General features: G+C 57.1%; 13 protein-coding genes. 8 read left to right on the forward strand and 5 right to left on the reverse strand.

The annotated features are described in order from the left end of the window. Positions 1-59 precede the first annotated feature (59 nt). The 3 genes from RLW55_RS17975 to RLW55_RS17985 are packed head-to-tail and all read right to left on the reverse strand — an operon-like array spanning position 60 to position 6,092. Entirely contained in the window at positions 60-1,595 is a 1,536-nt protein-coding gene (locus RLW55_RS17975) for an efflux transporter outer membrane subunit (RefSeq protein ID WP_423414963.1), read from the reverse strand. Beyond that, the gene (locus RLW55_RS17980; RefSeq protein WP_414462278.1) at positions 1,595-2,905 is read right to left on the reverse strand and encodes an efflux RND transporter periplasmic adaptor subunit; all 1,311 of its coding nucleotides are present in this window, start codon (positions 2,903-2,905) and stop codon (positions 1,595-1,597) included. The genes RLW55_RS17975 and RLW55_RS17980 overlap by 1 nt, the downstream gene beginning before the upstream one ends. After that, entirely contained in the window at positions 2,898-6,092 is a 3,195-nt protein-coding gene (locus RLW55_RS17985; RefSeq protein ID WP_423414964.1) for an efflux RND transporter permease subunit, read from the reverse strand. Before RLW55_RS17985 ends, RLW55_RS17980 begins: the two co-directional genes overlap by 8 nt. Before the next feature lie 446 nt (positions 6,093-6,538). Between RLW55_RS17985 and RLW55_RS17990 the strand changes: the two genes are divergently transcribed. Both RLW55_RS17990 and RLW55_RS17995 read left to right on the forward strand, forming a co-directional pair. Next, positions 6,539-8,128 (forward strand): MASE1 domain-containing protein, encoded by a 1,590-nt coding sequence (locus RLW55_RS17990; RefSeq protein WP_423414965.1) that lies wholly within the window; start codon positions 6,539-6,541, stop codon positions 8,126-8,128. Next, positions 8,125-8,793 (forward strand): response regulator transcription factor, encoded by a 669-nt coding sequence (locus RLW55_RS17995; protein ID WP_409562952.1) that lies wholly within the window; start codon positions 8,125-8,127, stop codon positions 8,791-8,793. The genes RLW55_RS17990 and RLW55_RS17995 overlap by 4 nt, the downstream gene beginning before the upstream one ends. A gap of 686 nt (positions 8,794-9,479) precedes the next feature. Here the strand turns inward: RLW55_RS17995 and RLW55_RS18000 are convergent. Next, complete coding sequence (locus RLW55_RS18000; RefSeq protein ID WP_409562950.1) at positions 9,480-10,886, reverse strand: hypothetical protein; 1,407 nt, start codon at positions 10,884-10,886, stop codon at positions 9,480-9,482. Between the two features lie 930 nt (positions 10,887-11,816). Between RLW55_RS18000 and RLW55_RS18005 the strand changes: the two genes are divergently transcribed. From RLW55_RS18005 to RLW55_RS18030, 6 genes are read left to right on the forward strand one after another with little or no spacing between them, the layout of a single operon-like run. Then, entirely contained in the window at positions 11,817-12,101 is a 285-nt protein-coding gene (locus RLW55_RS18005; RefSeq protein ID WP_013947140.1) for a hypothetical protein, read from the forward strand. Between the two features lie 25 nt (positions 12,102-12,126). Continuing rightward, a complete protein-coding gene (locus tag RLW55_RS18010) occupies positions 12,127-12,513 on the forward strand; it encodes a hypothetical protein (RefSeq protein ID WP_409562948.1) in 387 nt (128 codons plus the stop codon). Positions 12,514-12,521: 8 nt separating this feature from the next. After that, entirely contained in the window at positions 12,522-12,707 is a 186-nt protein-coding gene (locus tag RLW55_RS18015; RefSeq protein ID WP_409562947.1) for a hypothetical protein, read from the forward strand. Beyond that, the gene (locus RLW55_RS18020; RefSeq protein ID WP_409562946.1) at positions 12,704-14,089 is read left to right on the forward strand and encodes an APC family permease; all 1,386 of its coding nucleotides are present in this window, start codon (positions 12,704-12,706) and stop codon (positions 14,087-14,089) included. The genes RLW55_RS18015 and RLW55_RS18020 overlap by 4 nt, the downstream gene beginning before the upstream one ends. A gap of 58 nt (positions 14,090-14,147) precedes the next feature. Further along, positions 14,148-14,822 (forward strand): hypothetical protein, encoded by a 675-nt coding sequence (locus tag RLW55_RS18025; RefSeq protein WP_423414966.1) that lies wholly within the window; start codon positions 14,148-14,150, stop codon positions 14,820-14,822. Continuing rightward, the gene (locus tag RLW55_RS18030) at positions 14,819-15,118 is read left to right on the forward strand and encodes a hypothetical protein (RefSeq protein WP_423414967.1); all 300 of its coding nucleotides are present in this window, start codon (positions 14,819-14,821) and stop codon (positions 15,116-15,118) included. The genes RLW55_RS18025 and RLW55_RS18030 overlap by 4 nt, the downstream gene beginning before the upstream one ends. A gap of 124 nt (positions 15,119-15,242) precedes the next feature. On the opposite strand, the gene RLW55_RS18035 is transcribed toward RLW55_RS18030, so the two are convergent. Continuing rightward, a complete protein-coding gene (locus RLW55_RS18035; RefSeq protein ID WP_423414968.1) occupies positions 15,243-16,868 on the reverse strand; it encodes a pyrroloquinoline quinone-dependent dehydrogenase in 1,626 nt (541 codons plus the stop codon). Positions 16,869-16,974: the final 106 nt, after the last annotated feature.

Consider the following 16,974-nt stretch of genomic DNA (forward strand, 5'->3'; position numbering starts at 1 on the left):
GGTGCGCAAACGTCCTGCAGGCGCATCCACGGCGCCTGCAGGATTTATCGCTCCATTTTTCAGTGATCGTGCAAGTGATCGAACGCGGCAAGAACAGCGGGCCTTGCACGCGGCGCAGGAAGATCCTGCTCGAACATCTCCCAGCCACCGCCCAGAGCTTTATAGAGCGCAATGAACGCCGTGGCCGCATCGGCCTTCGCCTGGACATACTGCAGCTGAAGTTCGTCATCCTGCCGCTCGGCATCCAGCACATTGAGCGAGTCCGTTACGCCGCGATCATAACGCTCTGTTGCGAGATCGACCGCGCCTTTGCTCTCTTTGGCAGCGATGGCCAAAGATTTGAGCGTGGCCATCGCCGCGCGATAACGCGACAGCGCAACGTTCGCTTCTTCGACGCTCGAAATAACGACGCGCTTATACGTGAGGAACTGCGAATCCGCCTGCAGCTGCTGAATGTGCACGAGCGAATCGAGCGTCCCGAAGTCGAGCAGCGGCCAATAGACCGAAGGTCCCACCGAATAGATGCTCTTGGTGACCACAGGCACAACACCGATGCCCTGTCCCTGTAAGCCGCCACCTGCCGTAATCTCGACGCGCGGAAAGAGATCCGCGACAGCAACGCCAATCCTCGCCGTCTCGACGGCAAGCTGGCGTTCCGCCGCGCGAACGTCCGGACGACGGCGGATCACGCTCGCCGGCAATCCCGTTTTCAAACGGCTCGGCGTTGTGGGAATCTGCCGATAAGCACTGAGCTCCTGGCAAACACCGCCGGAATAGGTTCCAAGCAGAACTGCAATACGTGCGCACCCAGCATATTCTTCACTCGCAAGCGGCGCGAGTTCCGCCTTGAGCGTCGCAAGCTGGCGCGATGCGAGCTTGACATCGAGCTCGTTCGTCAGACCCCGATCGAAACGCGTCTTCATCAGATCGAAGATCTTCTGCGCCCGCGCGACATTCTCTTTCGATACTTTTATCTTGGCTTGGATGCCACGCGTCTCGACGTAAACTCTCGCGACTTCCGCAACGACCGAGACCAGAACCGCACGCCTCTGTTCGATAGCAACATCAGTCGAATATTGGGCTGCTTCGTATGCGCGCCTGTTCTTACCGAAGAGATCCAGCTCCCATGCGGCGTCAAAGCCAGCGACGTGCGTAATCTCTTCGAGCCCGTTGGTGTTCGTCCCGGCGTTCAACGGACCAGCAACGCGTCCCTTCGTCGAATTTGTACCGGTACCTCGGCCTGCCGCGGCATTCGCTTCTACGATCGGCAGCGCCAATCCACGAACCGCGACCTCATTGGCGCGGGCTGCGCGGATGTGATTGGCGGCGATTTCGATATCCGGATTTGCGACAACCGCCTGCTGGATCAGCGTTTCAAGTTGCGGATCCCGAAGCAAAGACCACCACCTGGCAATCGCAGGCGACTGCGATTGCGCCACCGATACAGAACTGCCCGAACTGCCGCCAAGGCTACCGGTCGTAAACATTGCCGGCGCACCGATATGCGGCATCAGATAGTCCGGCCCGACTGCACAACCCGAAAGCCCCCCGGCTAGGATTGGCAGGAGAAATTTCAGCCCCCCCCGTTTGACCATCAGCTTTGGGCCTTCCCGGAACTATTGACCTCGACTTTGTCGCCGTCGGAAATCTGGTTGTTGATGTTGAGTGCCACGTGATCTCCGACCTTGATGCCCGATGCCAGTTCAACGCTGTCGCCATCGTCAGTCGCGATGGAGACGTTCTTAAACGCAACCCGCCCGTCTTCGATTACAGCAACCTGCGCGCCCTTGCCCCGGAACGAAATCGCGGCAGCGGGCACAACGACACTCTTCGACTGCGCGACCTCAAATTCGGCGCGAACATACATCCCTGGTGAAAGCGCATAATCTTTGTTTGGGAGGACGACCTCCACCAGCATTGTGCGCGCATGCGGATCGACCGAACCGGTCGTGCGCACGATCTTGCCCTCATAGGCTCGGCCAGAGCCGTCTGCAGTCATAACTTTCACGGGAGAGCCAATCGTAAGCCGCTCTGCGACGCCTTGCGGAACACGCGAGAAAATACGGATTCGATCGGTTTGTTGAATGACGAAAAGCGGCGATGTATTGGCGGAGCTGCCCGCAGTCACCAGATCGCCGGGATCGACACGGCGATCCGTGATGATGCCGTCGAACGGCGCTGTCACATTCTTGAATTGCGTGAGCGTCATCAACCCATCAACCTTGGCCTGATCGACCGCCACCTGCGCAATCGCGGCATTGAGCTTCGCGAGACTGCTGTCGTTGGCGGCTTTCTTTTCCTCTCGCTCTTGATCGGAAACGACGCCCTTTGGCGAATCACGCCAGCGATCGTAACTGCTTTTCGCAAAATCAGCATCCGCTTGCCGGACTTTGGCCTCAGCTTTTGCCGCCTCCAGTTCCGCACGCGCAGCAACTAACTGCGAATCGAGATCGGGAGTGTCGATCGTGGCGAGCAACTGCCCCTTCTTCACCTTGTCCCCGATATCGACCTTCCATTCCGCCAGGTAGCCGTTCACGCGCGAATACAGTGTCGTCCGATACCAGGACGCGGTATCGCCTGGGAGAATAAGGGATTTGAATGCTGGTCCCGCCTGGGCGACAGCGACGTCGACCAGAGGAAGCATCGCGACGTTCTTTTGTGTTTCCTGCGCTAGGTTCTCAGCTTCCTGAGCCTTAATTCGGTTAACCTCGACAAAGCCCGCAGTCAGTCCGAGCCCGACGACGATGGCGATCGTCGTCATCCAGCGCCCTGTTGATTTCGGATAGTCTTCTTTCGCGACGTCGCCGAGCCCTTCCTTCGCTGGAAAGTCCGAAGGTGCGAGCGGATCAGCCTCGCAAGGCTCCGTCTGCAGGGCGTTCGCGTCGGTCTCACTCTTCTTAAGCATGCGCAAGGGGCATCCTCCCGTCTACGGTTTTCCGAGAAGTGTCACGGCGCAAAAGCCGATACATCGTCGGGACAAAAATAAGCGTAGCGACTGTTGCCAGCAAAAGGCCGCCGATGACCGCCCGAGCCAAAGGCGCATTCTGCTCGCCGCCTTCGCCGACACCCAAAGCCATCGGAATCATACCGAGGACCATCGCGCCCGCGGTCATCAAAACCGGCCGAAGTCGCGTGTAGCCCGCTTCGATCGCCGCATGCATCGGATCAATCCCAAGCGCAACCTGCTGATTAGCAAATGTCAGAACAAGAATGCCGTTCGCGGTCGTCAAACCGATACACATCAGGCTGCCCATCAGCGCTGGAACACTGATGTGCGTTCCGGTGATAAAGAGCATCCAGACGATGCCAGCGAGAGCGAAAGGTACCGCCAACAAGATGATGATCGGATCGAGCCAGCTTTGGAAATTGATGACCAGCAGCAGAAACACCAGGACGACTGCGAGGCCCATGCCGCCGAACAATCCTGCAAAGCTCTGACGCATTGTTTCAATCTGTCCGCTAAGCTTCACCTTGATGCCGCTCGTCAGCGGCGGGCGATCTTTCGCAAGCACCTTGTCGATCGCATCGGCTGCCGATGCGAGATCCCGGCCTTGAACGTCGGCGTCGACGTCGAACACCGGCGCGATATTCAACTGCGACACCACCATCGGCACTTTCGTTCGGCCGAACTTGGCGACATTCATCAAAAGCTGGGAATGCTTGCCGTTCGGCGCCGTGACGGGAAGCGTCCACAAATCCTTCGTTGATTTGACGCGATATGTCGGCGTTTGCACGACCAACGGATAGCTGACGTTATTATGCGGATTGAGCCAGAAATTCGGAGAGACCTGCGCGCTGGAATTGAGCGTGACAAGCACGTCGTTTGCCAGACCATGCTGATCGAGATCGAGATCCCTCGCCTTCGTGCGATCGACGTCCACCTTGATGGCAGGCGCATCGGGCACCTGGAAAACATGCGAATCGACGATGCCCGGCACTGACTTCAAATCGTGCGCGATCTTGGATGCGAGCGCATATGCCTTATCCGCGTTCCGGCTGGAAATACGAACGTCGATCGGCGCAGGCTGCCCGAAATTCAAGACCTGATTGACGATATCAGCCGGCTGGAAAAAGAACTGAAGCTCAGGGAACATCCGCGGTAACTTACGGCGAAGTTCTGCAATATGAGCAGGTGTCGAAGTATGCTTCTCCTTCAACGACACGAGAATTTCGCCATCCATCGGACCGACGGTAGCCGTATCGCTGAGGGCGATATTGATGCCGCTGTACGGCAGGCCGATGTTGTCGAGAATGACATCGATCTGATCGTTCCCGACGATCTTGCGGATCGCCTGCTCGACTTCGCTGAAGTCCTTCTGCGTGTCCTCGATGCGCGTACCAGGCGGTGCGCGAACATGCAGTCGCATTTGTCCGGCATCGATCTGCGGGAAGAAATCCATCCCGAGGTTCATTAATGGCAGAACGGTCGCGCCGAGCAGAACCACGAAAAAAACGATCGTCGGAATGGGATGGCTCACCGACCACGACACCGCATTGCGATACCGTTCGCGGAAGGCACTGAAACCGTTTTCGAAGCCGCGATGAATCAGGCTGAACGGATTGAAGCGCGACGGCTTGTGCTCTTCGCCGTGTCCTGCGCCATGCTTTCCGACCTGCGACCGCATCAAATACATGAAGAGCACGGGCACGAGCGTAAACGACAGCAGCAAGCTCGCAAACAACGAAAGGATCACCGACAGCGAGAGTGGTGAAAACAGATACTTGGCGGTACCGGTCAAAAGGAAAACCGGAACGAAGACGACGCTGATCGACAGCGTAGATAGCATTGTCGGAATGCCGACTTCTGAAGTGCCGTTGAGAATTGCCTCTTCAATCTCCTCACCCAAGCCCACGTGGCGCTCAATGTTCTCAATCACGACGGTTGCGTTGTCGACGAGAATACCGACTGCCAATGCGAAACCGCCGAGCGTCATGGTGTTGAGCGTCTGCCCGGCGATGTAAAGCATTAGCAGAGCGGTGATGATGGATAATGGGATCGACGCCAGAATGATGATGGTCAGCCGCCAGTTGCCGAGGAACAGCAGAATCATCAGCGCCGTCAGTCCGGCCGCCATCAAGCCGCCCATCACGACGCTATTCAGCGCCGCCTTGACGAAAATGGATTGATCAAAGATCGCCTTGATAGTCACGCCCTTCGGCATCATCCGCTGCAGCCCCGGCAAAGCCGCTTTGACGCCGTTGATAACGTCCAGCGTCGATGTTCCACCCGTTTTTCGCACGAGCATCAGCGCACCCGGCGCGCCATTTTGGCTGACCGAATTTGTCTGCACCTGACTTCCATCGTGGACGTGCGCGACGTCGCGTACGAAGATCGTTTTGCCGTCGATTTGCTTCAACGGAAAATTCTCGATCGTCGCGATGGCGTTCGGCGTGTTGTTCATCGCGACCGGATAGTCGTTCTGGCCGACTTTTACGTCGCCTGATGGAACGATGATGTTCTGCTTCGCCAGCGCATCGGAAACTTCCGCCGGCGTCAGTCCACGCGCCTGCAGCGCATGGGGATCGAGATCGACCATGATGACGCGGATTTTGCCACCATACGGATAGGGAACCTGTGCGCCATGCACGACCGCAAGATTGGGCCTGAGCACCTGCTGACCGAGATCGGTCAGGCGCGAGTCGGGCAGATATTTACTCGCGAGGCTGAGCTGAATCACCGAAACGTCCGTCGCACTATAACGGACAATGAGCGGCGGCGTGATGTTGCGCGGCATGCTCTTGAGCACGGTCTGCGCGCAACTCGACAGCTGCGTGATGGCGCGGCTGACGTCGGCTCCCTCGTGCAGATAGACCTTAATGACGCCGACGCCGGTATAGCTGTTGGCTTCGATCCGGTCGATATCATCAACGAGCGATGCCATCTGCCGCTCATGCTTGATGAGAATGCGGTCCTGCATTTCTTCCGCACTCATTCCGCTGTACGTCCACACGACGCTGACAACAGGAATGTTAATCTCCGGAAATATATCCGTCGGCATGCGCGACACCGCGCCGAACCCGAGCAGACAAATAAGAATGATGATCGCCGCCACCGAATGCGGATGAGTTAAGGAAAATTTTGGCAGCGACATGCGTTCTATGTTCCTAGGCGGCTCGTTCCGCGGTTACCTGATCAGTGCGATCTGCCGCGTCGAACGCAACGGCCAATGCTGCACTCTCCGAGTTTCGCGGACCGGCTTTGCTCAACTTCGGCGCCCCTCCCCCGCACTCTACAGAAGCTTCAGCGTCGATAAGACGAACGTGATTTTTTCCTCTCTAGAGACATCGTCGATCGTCAGCACTCGTTTTGATTACAGCAATGTCATGTTGCGATGCGCCGCATGAAATGCGCCGCGACAACAGCCTATATTCGAGCCATTATCACAGAGGCAAATTCCGGCCGTGCGCTTGCGTGGCGCACCGTCCGTGACTAAGCCTCCGTTCCCGTACGGAGTGGCGGGACGCTAGGCAGCGTAGGAAAAGAACGATGTCGCAAGTAGTGGTGACAGAAAGAACGCATGCGAATCGTATGGCTCGAATGCAAGCTGCCCCGATTTGGCTGATTGGCCCCGCCTACATCATTGCCTACGTCGTACTGGAATGGCTGAGCATCATCTCATCCACGCCATCGTTCGATATCGTCCCGTGGAGCCCCGCGATAGGCCTAGCGTTCGCGACATTTCTCATGTTCGGGCGACGATTCTGGCCTTACCTCTTACTCGCCGTTGCTGCCTCCAACGTGATTCTGCGCCGCGACCTCCCGCTTCTTGCGCAACTTCTCTCGCCGATCATCGTGGGAGGAGGTTATGCGGTCGCACTGAACTGGGTCCAGCATTCGCGCTGGCAATTCGACATTAAGCTCGGAACGCTGCGCGACGTTTTGCTTCTCGAAGGCACCGCGATCATCAGTTCAGTTCTTGTGGCGACAGCCTCCGTAATACTCCTTTATGCGTCGGGAGTACTGACGGTTAATGCCGTTCCTTACAATATTTTTAGGTACGCCGTCGGCGACCTTATCGGCGTCTCGATCATCACGCCGTTTATTCTGATGGTGGCAGGCAGCGGCGGAATTCCCAAGCCCAATTTGGAGACTTGCATCCAAGGACTGGCAATCGTCGCCGCGCTCGTCTTTGCATTCGGCTTTAGCAGCCTTCCCCATTTTCGTCTCTTCAACGTGATGTTCTTCCCGATCATCTGGATTGCGCTCCGCCACGGCCTGAAAGGCGCAACCTACGCCCTTGTGGTGACAGAGGTCGGCCTGATAATTGCGCTTCTGATTTCAGGACCGCAGGTTGCGGGCGTGACAACGTATCAGTCGCTGATGCTTGTCCTGGCCTTTACTGGACTGGCCATCGGCGGTCTCGTGACCGACCGTCGCCGCTTCGAACAGGACTTGCGCCTCAACCAGGATTCGGTTTCGCAGATCTTCCGTCTTGGCAGCGCCGGAGAAGTCACGACTGCCATCGCGCATGAAATCAACCAGCCTTTGACCGCCATTTCGAACTATACTCAGCTGGTGCAGGAATACCTCGTAAAGGGCGAAGGCGATCGGAAGATCGCTATCGAAGCCGCTTCGAAAGTCGCAAGCCAGGTGGACCGCACCGCAGCCGTCGTCCGCAACCTCCGCGATTTCATCCGGCTGGGACGCAGGCAGATCGGAGAGCAATCTCCGCATCTTTTAATACGAGAAGCACTCGATCTTTTGGAACCCAATCTTCAACGGACCGGCGCCTCGGTAAAGGTCACCGTTGCACGCAATATCCGCAACGCCGCCGTTGATCGTCTGCAGATTGAGCAGGTCCTTATGAATATCATTTCTAACGCTATCGACGCGATGAGCGAAAACGATCCGTCGAAAGATCGACTGATCAGTATCAGCGCCAACAACATCGACGGAAACCGCATTGAAATCCAGGTTCGCGATAGCGGACCCGGCTTCCCCCCAGGCTTCAATCTGAAAAAATCCGGAATTCGTTCGTCCAGCAAGAAAGATGGCCTCGGAGTTGGCCTTTCGCTCAGTCAAACCATCGTCGAAGGACACGGAGGCGAGCTCATCCTCGAAAACGTAGGCAAAGGTGCCCTCGTTCGTATTCGATTAAATTCATTCCCAAGGGGTACTGTATCATGACACTCGCATCAGCAGTCGCGATTATCGATGACGACGAACCCGTCCGAGATTCTTTGTCTCTGATGCTCAGCAATCACGGCTTTGGCGTATGCTCGTTCGCATCGGCCGAACAGTTTCTCTCTGCCTTGCAAGCGAATGAGATTCCTTCGTGCATCGTCTGCGACATCCGCATGCCGGGAATGTCCGGTCTGGAACTTCAGAAAGAACTCGCAAAAAAATGGCCCATGATTCCGCTGGTGCTCATTACCGGGCACGGCGACGTGGCGATGGCGGTCGCAGCGCTTAAAGCGGGTGCCCGCGATTTCATTGAAAAGCCGTTCTCACCCGACCGCCTGATCGCAAGCATTTCGTCGGCAATTAATGAAACCGAAAATCAGCGCAACCACGACCAGGAGGCCGTCAAGCTCGCGACGCGCGTCAACGAACTGTCGGACCGTCAACGGCAAGTGATGGATCTTGCGGTCAAGGGCCTTTCGAACAAGGAAATCGCTCTCACACTAAAAATTAGCCCACGTACTGTCGAAACATATCGCGCCTGGGTGATGGAAAAGACGGGCGCTCGCAACATCGCCGATCTCGTGCGGATTGCCGTGCGCCTCGAAGAGATGTTGCTTCCGATCCGAGCCGAAAAAAATCGGCATCAGGGCGACACCGAAAGCGCCTGATCCTTACGACGCGACTGAATGCTTCAGCATGACCGGCGCCGTTAGCGACTGCAAACAGCGCCGGCGATGCGCTCCGGACGGGGTTAGTCGTTGTAGCTGGAGCAATAGGTATCGGTCTCGATTTGACCGTTGTGCCACCGGCAGAACTCCTCCGGCGTCTCGTCGCGCGAACTCACCGTATGATGGGTGATATGCGTGTGCTCAGCTCTCGCGACATGCTCAGCTTCCGCTCGTTGGCAATATCGCGTTGCGATCCAATTGCCATTGATAAATTGAAAATCGCCGTCGCACCGGGCATGAGCGCTCGCTGCCGTGGCGAAACCAAGCGCAAACAAAGAAACAGAGACTGCGAGTGAGAATTTATGCATTGCGAACTCTCCATTCGGGAGTTTGAAGTTCGGTGCTCGCAAGCCGCAAATGCATGAGCGCGAACGTAGCCACCGCCGCAATTCGATTGCGTGCAAACAAATTTAGTTTGATCGCCGATGGAGCGTTATTCCGCTCGTTGCCGTCCGACAGATGACGAACGCAGACGTACGTCCGCGAAAATACTGACGGCGTGTGTTCTCCCAAACATCCACGAGCAGCAGGGTGTTTTCGCGCTTGGGAAGATGACGTGCGCCCCAGCACCTAAAAAAAAAGGCGCTGCCGAAGCAGCGCCTGGAGTGTGGAGACGGTAAGTGTCTTTACTGGAAGGGATAGTAGCGGAACGATCCGAGCACGATCATGTCATCGGTCGTCGGCGCGCCGCCATCTGTGCTATCGAAAGCTTCACGCTTGATGTACTCGGCCTGCGCACCAACTGCCGCACGCCCGAACGAGCCCTTATAGATATCCTGCCAGACGCCGCCCGTGACTTCCCAGAGGCGTTTCGTTTGCGCTTGGCACGTTCCCCCTTCGATATCGCAACCTGAGTTGTTGACCGTATCGAGACCATAGCCGACGTTGCCATCGACCTTCTTGAAGTTCTGCTCGAGGCCGCCATAGGCATACATGGTGTCACCCTTGAACGGATGCGCAACCAGACCCGTCAGCAATTGCACCGCAGGAATTGCGACGAAGTCTCCATCGCTATTGAAGGTGACGTCCGGCTGCTGTCCCGAACCGTAGCGCCCGATGCCGTTTCCGGCCATGAAGCTCGCCTGCAGTTCCAGCGCCTTCGGAATGATGGGCAGCGATGCTGAAGCGCCGCCACCGCCAGCAAGGATCGTGTTGTTGCTATGGTTCACGCGATCAGTAAAACCACGCACAATACCCTTGATTTCGTAGTGGCCCCAGCCGGGATCAAACGCCAACTTACCGACAACGTCAGGCATGACGTCGTTGCTGTAGTTCGCCGTGCTGTTGAGCAGCGATCCGCCCGGATGGTTTGCATCGACGCCCGATGGAGGGGAACCGGCGATTTGCGTCGACGGGCTTTCGATAGAAACGCCGGCCGCAAGCCACGGAGCAAGATCCTTCACCACGCGGAACTGCGGATTTCGTGTCCAATTGAACCCGACGACGTACTGCGCATCGATCGTGAGCGGGATGTCTTCGTTGCGCGCTTGAATTCCCTTCGTATTCGTCGTCAGCAGGCTCCACGTCTGACCAGCGAGAACGTGCCAGCCCGTCAGGTCGTTGTCGTAGGCACCGTAGAAATGGCGAATGCGGGGCGTATAGCTGTTGCTCTCGTTGGAGTTTGACGTCGTCCCGGCGGCGAGGAAGTCCGACTCCACATACATCGACAGATGCGTGTACTGGTCGAGATCACCTGTGGCTAACGCAGACACCCGGCTTTGGCGGGCGCTGAAGCGTGTTTCATGCTCGTGCGCCAACGGACTATTACCGAATGGAATTCCGCCGAACGAGCTACCGACGTCTGCCGTTTCGTTGCGAGAGCGCCAGAACGTTGCGAATTCGCTGAAGCCCCCGAACTTCAGTTTGATCGCACCAAGACGAATGGTGCCGTTCGGCATGACCGTCACGACCTGCTCGTCATCGGGAACGTTCGGAATTGAAAGATCCGCGGCGAAGGCACCAGTCGATGCACAAACCGCAGTACCAAACATAGTGCAAAGAGCCAATTGCGCTCTGCCGATGCGGTAGCTCATAAGTTGAATTCTCCCCTGAAGAAACCCCCTCACCGCGCTCAGCAGCGCGGCCCCGGTTGTCGAAGCGAGCAAGACAGCAGTGTGCTGACGTGCATCCTTGTTCGATTGCCCGGTACGAGCAGGTCATCAGTGGGCGTTAACAGGCGTGTAACGATAAGACCCCGGTTGGACACCTCCGTAGAAACACTGAGGACGTCAGCGCTCGTTCAACGGCGCTTATCGACTCTTCGGAAAATCCATTGTGGATCGGCACGCCGCGCGCTCTCCGCCTCATGCTGCGATACGCGTGAGGCACTCAGCACCTGATGCATAGAAGGCAACGATGCATGAAGATAACAATGGACGGATGCTTCCCGCGGCCGGTGCCTTGGGCCCAGCGCACCTAATGCCCGAACAAAGAATTTGTTGCAGGCTTGGAAATGAGCCGCACGAAAACTTGACGCTCTTTATTCATCAGGTCGGCGTCTGTCCCAACGCCAACAGAAAAGGCTATCCCGTCGGACTGATCGCACGAGCGATCATCATCTCATTTTCCTTGCCGACGGACTCCTATCAAGCGGCCGACGAAGAGGCCGCAAGGCCTAAGTCCGTTGCCGTCCTGCACTTGCGAAATTCGCATCCCGTTGACTTCGCAGATGCAACAAACCCTCACTGACGCCCGCTCAATAAAACATCTTGCTCAAATACCGAGCACGTCATTGCAGCGCACGCGACGTAACATTTTGATTTTGGCTAAAGTTGCTTGGTGCTCTGCGGCACGAACATGCGCATCGCAGCATCGAATATTTGTTTCTTATCACGAAAAAATATTGACGAAACGCCGCCCCCCTGCGCCACTTATGTCGCAGGGAGCAACGCTCAAATCGCAACGTCTGGGAGAGCGCGCCAAGCCTTGCACCCGAGCAGCACTCTGAGGCGAAGGGAGAAAAAATGCAAAAAACGAATTCAGACCCTCGTATTACCGGGAAATTCTCCGGCGATCGCATGTGGTCTCTGTCCGCGATTATCGTGCTCTGGCTTCTCTACGCATTCGTCTTTTACGAGATCAAAGACTACGCGGGCTCATCGGAAGTGGTCGGCGCGCTCCTTGTCGCGGGGGCGTTGGTCATCCTTTTCAATACCGCGGCCATCCTCGCGATGCTCTTCCACCTGAGCGAAGAGCGCGACGAGATCTACGGTCTCGACCTGCACTACCTCGACCTCAAGAAAAAATAACAAATTCGAATTGATAGGTGGAAACGTGGCCAACTCACACTACGAGCCTCCGAAGCAATCTGCGTTCGGCCAGCTCGTCGACAGTCTGTTTCTTCTCGTGCTCGTTCTCGCGGCATTGTTCGCGCCGCTCTATCTGAAACTTGCCGGCGGCGGAAAGATTGATCTCCCCGTTGCCGACAAATCGACATGGGCCGGACTCGGCCAGAATGCCGTGCAGCAGGCTCAATGGGAAAAGTTGGGCTTCACGCCTGACACAGCGGCCTCGCTCATCACATCGCGCTTCGACTACAGCTTCAACACCGCCGAGCTTGCCATCACCGCCGTCGTAATCATCGGATATTTCGTCCTGCTCTTCATTTTCTCACGGACCGAATACCGCGACGTCATCGAAGAACGCTTCGGCAAAAAGTGAGGCACCTCATGAATAGTTTCGTACTTTTGGAATACGCGGCCTGGGCTCTGTCTGCGATCCTCGGGCTATGGATGCTCTTCGACATGATCCGCACCGACAGGTCCTACGACGAAGAGCTTCTGACCTCATCCAGAGAAGGTGAAATCGACGACACGCTTGTCATTGATCCGCCGCACCAAGGGGGCCATCGATGACACAGTCTACTGCGGTTCACGGCGAGAAAATCTCTCTGCTGCGTGTGCTCGGCCCAGGCCATGTCTGGGCACTTGGCGTCGGCATCGTGTTGGTCGGCGAATACATGGGTTGGAACTTCGCCGTCGGCAAGGGCGGCATGATCGCGGCGCTTATCGCATGCTGGGTTGCCGGCTTGCTTTACACCTGCGTCGCGATGATCGATTCCGAAGTGACATCGACTGTCGCGGCAGCCGGCGGCCAGTACGCCCAGGCAAAACATATCGTTGGACCGCTTATGGCGTTCAACGTCGGCCTTTACCTGGTGTTTGCCTACACGATGCTCGAAGCGGCGAACGCTATTACCCTCGGGTATCTCGTGCAGACAGTCGGGACGATGGCCGGCTTTACCGACGTGCACGATAAACCCTTCATCGTGCTGACGATCATGTTCCTCGCATGGCTCAACTATCGCGGCGTTTACGCGACGCTGACCGTGAACTTGGTGCTGACCGCCGTGGCCTTCATCGCGATCCTGATCTTGTTTACAGCGGTGAAGCCTTGGACAAACGACCTGCTGCATCATCAGGACCTGTTGAACGGTTTGCCTTACGGCTGGCTTGGCGTCATCGCATCGCTGCACTTTGGCCTGTGGTATTACCTCGGCATCGAAGGAACCTGTCAGGCCGCAGAGGAGGTTCGCTCACCGGCGCGCTCATTGCCTCTCGGCACCATGACCGGAATCATCACGCTCCTGATCGCGGCAACGATGACGTGGTACATCTGCTCCGGCTTGATGCCGTGGGAATATCTCGGCCAAGCCGTCACGCCGTTGTTCGATGCTGCACGGCTTACAAGCTCGATGCCGCTGATGGTGCTGCTGTTCGTCGGAACCGTATTTTCGACGCTCGCTTCGGCGAACGGCTGCATCAACGACGCATCCCGCGCGTGGTTCTCGATGGGGCGCGATCGCTATCTTCCGACCTGGTTTGGTGCCGTACATCCGAAGAACCGGACACCCTATCGATCGATCGTGTTCCTCGTTCCGGTAGCATTGGTGTTTGCCTACTTCGCACCGCTCGACCAAGTCATCACGTTCTCGATCCTGTCGGGCCTACTTGGTTACACGTACATGTCGCTCAACGTGATCCTGTTCCGCAGGAAATGGCCGCTCGGAACGATCAAGCGGGGCTACATCCATCCGTTCCACCCATTGCCCGCATTGGTGTTGCTGATCCTATGCTCGGCAACATATTTCGCGGTGTTCCTCGGATATGGAACCCAGCTCGTCGCGATGCTCGTCTTCTTCATGGTCGCGTCGCTCTGGTTCCACTTCCACCGCTATCAATATGTGCGGCGTGGAGATCAGTTCACGATGCAATGGCCCCGACCACAAGGCTATTGAAGGTGAAAAAGGGAATGGCGGTCGGCGCCGCCATTCTCTTTCAGGCTGGAGACATTCCTTGACCTTATCTCTGACATTCGCCCTCATCGGCCTCGTGGTCCTCGTCAACGTCGCGATGCGGGAGCACCGAAGGATTATCGCGGCCCGACGTCCGCTGCTGGACGGTTGTGCTGCAGCGCTATCCGATCCGAAGATCACACACGGCGGCGACGGCTTCCCGACGCTTGAAGGGCTTCACCGCGGACACTATCTCCGCGCCGAGTTGGTCCCCGATACGATGACCATTCGTCGATTGCCTCAGTTGTGGCTGAAATTGACGCGGATCGAACCCCGCCCGCATTTTCCGGAATTTTCATTGCTCATTCGACCTTGCGGCACCGAATTTTATTCGCTGACGGCTGCGCATGCCGTCGTCCTCGATCCGCCGACCGGCATCGCCGCTGAAATTCTCGCAAAGGGCAGCGCTCACGCGTCGCAAAATTCGCTCGACGGTTCGGCGCCTGCGCTTCGGCGCATTTTCGCCGATCCTCGGATGAAAGAAGCAGCTGTGACAGCCCGGGGACTTCGCCTCATCTGGCAGGCCGCCGAAGGCGCGCGCGGCGAACATCTGCTCTTTCGCCAATGCCGCTTTGAGAGCTCCGGCGTCGATCCCATGATCTTCGAGAGCCTCCTCTCAGCTCTGGGCGATCTCAGTTCTTCGTTAGACACACCAGATGAGGCGCAGGCCGCATGATTGCTGCGATCGAGCGTCGACCGCTTAACCCCTATCTTGTGTTGGCTCTTGCGAGCCTAGCACCGGGCGCTGGTCACGTTGCAATCGGCGAACCGCAACGAGGATTGCGCTTTGCCTTCTTCACACTGCTGCTCGCGGCTCTGACGTGGCATTTCTCGACGCCAACTCAATCATTCGTTGGTCGCGCGGCGGCAGGGCTTTTCGTCTGGGCTTTGTCGATCCCCGACGCCTACAAGCTTGCACGAATAAAAAGTGAAATCTGGAAGACGAAGACGGCGAGCAAGCTAGAGCTTTAATCAAAGGCAACGAGGCAAGTTTCCTCCGCCCCAGTCACCGCTACCTAAAAACAGCGCGGCCGGAAAGTCTCCGGCCGCGCTCCAAGTACGCTTGGCATCCGAGGGAAGCGCCGAGCGATTTTCGTTATGGTTTCAGCGTAAAAACCGTAATCGTCGGGTTTCCGCCCTCGATGGCGGGCGCCAACTGATGATAATAGCCGCCCACAAAACCTGAGACGACGCCGACGTATTGTTTGCCGCTAACCACATAACTTACGACGCCGCCTGCAGCAGGGCCGCCGAGATCGTGCTTGAACAGGACTTTGCCGTCCCTGGCGTCGAAGGCCAGGAAATCACCTGTCAGCTCGCCAACAAAAACCAGATCGCCACCTGTCGCGGCAACGCTGGCAATCACCGGCTTCGCAGATTGATACTGCCAGAGCTTTTTGCCCGTCGCATCGTCAAAAGCACCGACCCAGCCTCGCGCTTTGTCCCATGGCTCAAACTCGAACTTTCCGCCGAAGAACTGACCTTGCTTGTTTTGGCCTTTGGGACTCGGCGCCTCCTTATCCGGAACGATGTGGTTGCACCAGTCGGTCGCGGGCATGAACAAGGCACGCAGACGTGGACTATAGGCGCCGCCATTCCATTCATGGCCACCAAGAAGGCCCGGACAAACGCGTCCAAGTTCGGGCTTCAAGTCACCCTCGGCATTCTCGCGCGTGGTGAACGGCACACTGTAGACAATCTTGCGCGTGTCGCGATCCAACCCGCGCAGCAGACCATCCTTGCCGTTGAGAGCCAGGAGCGTGTGCGCCTTGCCATCAATGTTCGTCGTGAAAACCGGCGACGCGTGACTTAGATCGTAGTCACGCACGTCATGCGGGACCGCCTGATAATACCAGGCAAGTTTCCCGGTGTGGACATCCAACGCAACGACCGAGCCGGTATAGAGATTGTCGCCCGGACGATGCCGATCGAAAAAATCCGGCGCCGGGTTGCCGACGGGGACATAAAGCCAGCCCTTCTCGACATCCAGCGACATCGGAGTCCAGAGATTGCCGCCGCCGTGTTTCAATATGCTTGGATCCGGTCCCCACGTTTCGGCACCGGGTTCGCCCGGATCCGGCACATTGTTGAATTTCCAAACTTGCTCGCCATCGCTCAGCTTGAACGCACCGACCCAGCCCTTGCTGGCAAATTCCGAACCTGCGGGACCGATGAGTACGAGGTCGTCATAAATCAGTGGCGGCATGCTGAAGAAATAGCCGTCGGTCGGTTTGACAACCTGTCGGACCCAGACTTCCTTCCCGGTTTCTGCGTCTAACGCGATGAGATAGCCATCCGCCGTGCCGCGCACGATCTTGCCGTCTTTGATCGCAGCACCGCGCTGCGTGACGAATGTTTCGTGATCCCTCGGCTTCCACTGATACTGCCAGACGGGCTTGCAAGTCGCGCCATCGAGCGCCACCGTGTAGTGTGCCGTCGTTGCGAAGATGACGCCGTTATACACGATGGGCGCAGTCTGCGCGGGCATCTTCTCAGGGAAGCTGTAGCTGCAGACCTGAGCCAAGTCCGCCGCATTTTTCGTATTGATCTGACCGAGCGGCGAATACCGATGGCCGCGATAGTCATGGTCAGCATAGAGCCAATTGGCTCCGTCATTCTCCGCGTTGTTCAGCTGTTCTTGCGTTGGACCCGCAGCGTAGGCGGAACCGACAATCAGATACAGACCGCAAACGCTACTTATGAAAACGGCTTTGGCGCTCATTAAACCTCCATGAGGGTTGCCAATCGCCCGCTGTCGCGCGCCGCGACGGCGAACGTTATTTAAATGTTGGTACTGCTGACTTGATCCGGCCGGTGATTCCCGTTTC

It is taken from the genome of Hyphomicrobium sp. B1 (assembly GCF_049532635.1).
Lineage (GTDB): Bacteria > Pseudomonadota > Alphaproteobacteria > Rhizobiales > Hyphomicrobiaceae > Hyphomicrobium_B.

Coding starts and splice junctions, on each gene's coding strand:
- RLW55_RS17975 (WP_423414963.1), bottom strand. CDS start 1,595: ATGGTCAAACGGGGGGGGCTGAAATTTCTCCTGCCAATCCTAGCCGGG.
- RLW55_RS17980 (WP_414462278.1), bottom strand. CDS start 2,905: ATGCTTAAGAAGAGTGAGACCGACGCGAACGCCCTGCAGACGGAGCCT.
- RLW55_RS17985 (WP_423414964.1), bottom strand. CDS start 6,092: ATGTCGCTGCCAAAATTTTCCTTAACTCATCCGCATTCGGTGGCGGCG.
- RLW55_RS17990 (WP_423414965.1), top strand. CDS start 6,539: ATGCAAGCTGCCCCGATTTGGCTGATTGGCCCCGCCTACATCATTGCC.
- RLW55_RS17995 (WP_409562952.1), top strand. CDS start 8,125: ATGACACTCGCATCAGCAGTCGCGATTATCGATGACGACGAACCCGTC.
- RLW55_RS18000 (WP_409562950.1), bottom strand. CDS start 10,886: ATGAGCTACCGCATCGGCAGAGCGCAATTGGCTCTTTGCACTATGTTT.
- RLW55_RS18005 (WP_013947140.1), top strand. CDS start 11,817: ATGCAAAAAACGAATTCAGACCCTCGTATTACCGGGAAATTCTCCGGC.
- RLW55_RS18015 (WP_409562947.1), top strand. CDS start 12,522: ATGAATAGTTTCGTACTTTTGGAATACGCGGCCTGGGCTCTGTCTGCG.
- RLW55_RS18020 (WP_409562946.1), top strand. CDS start 12,704: ATGACACAGTCTACTGCGGTTCACGGCGAGAAAATCTCTCTGCTGCGT.
- RLW55_RS18030 (WP_423414967.1), top strand. CDS start 14,819: ATGATTGCTGCGATCGAGCGTCGACCGCTTAACCCCTATCTTGTGTTG.
- RLW55_RS18035 (WP_423414968.1), bottom strand. CDS start 16,868: ATGAGCGCCAAAGCCGTTTTCATAAGTAGCGTTTGCGGTCTGTATCTG.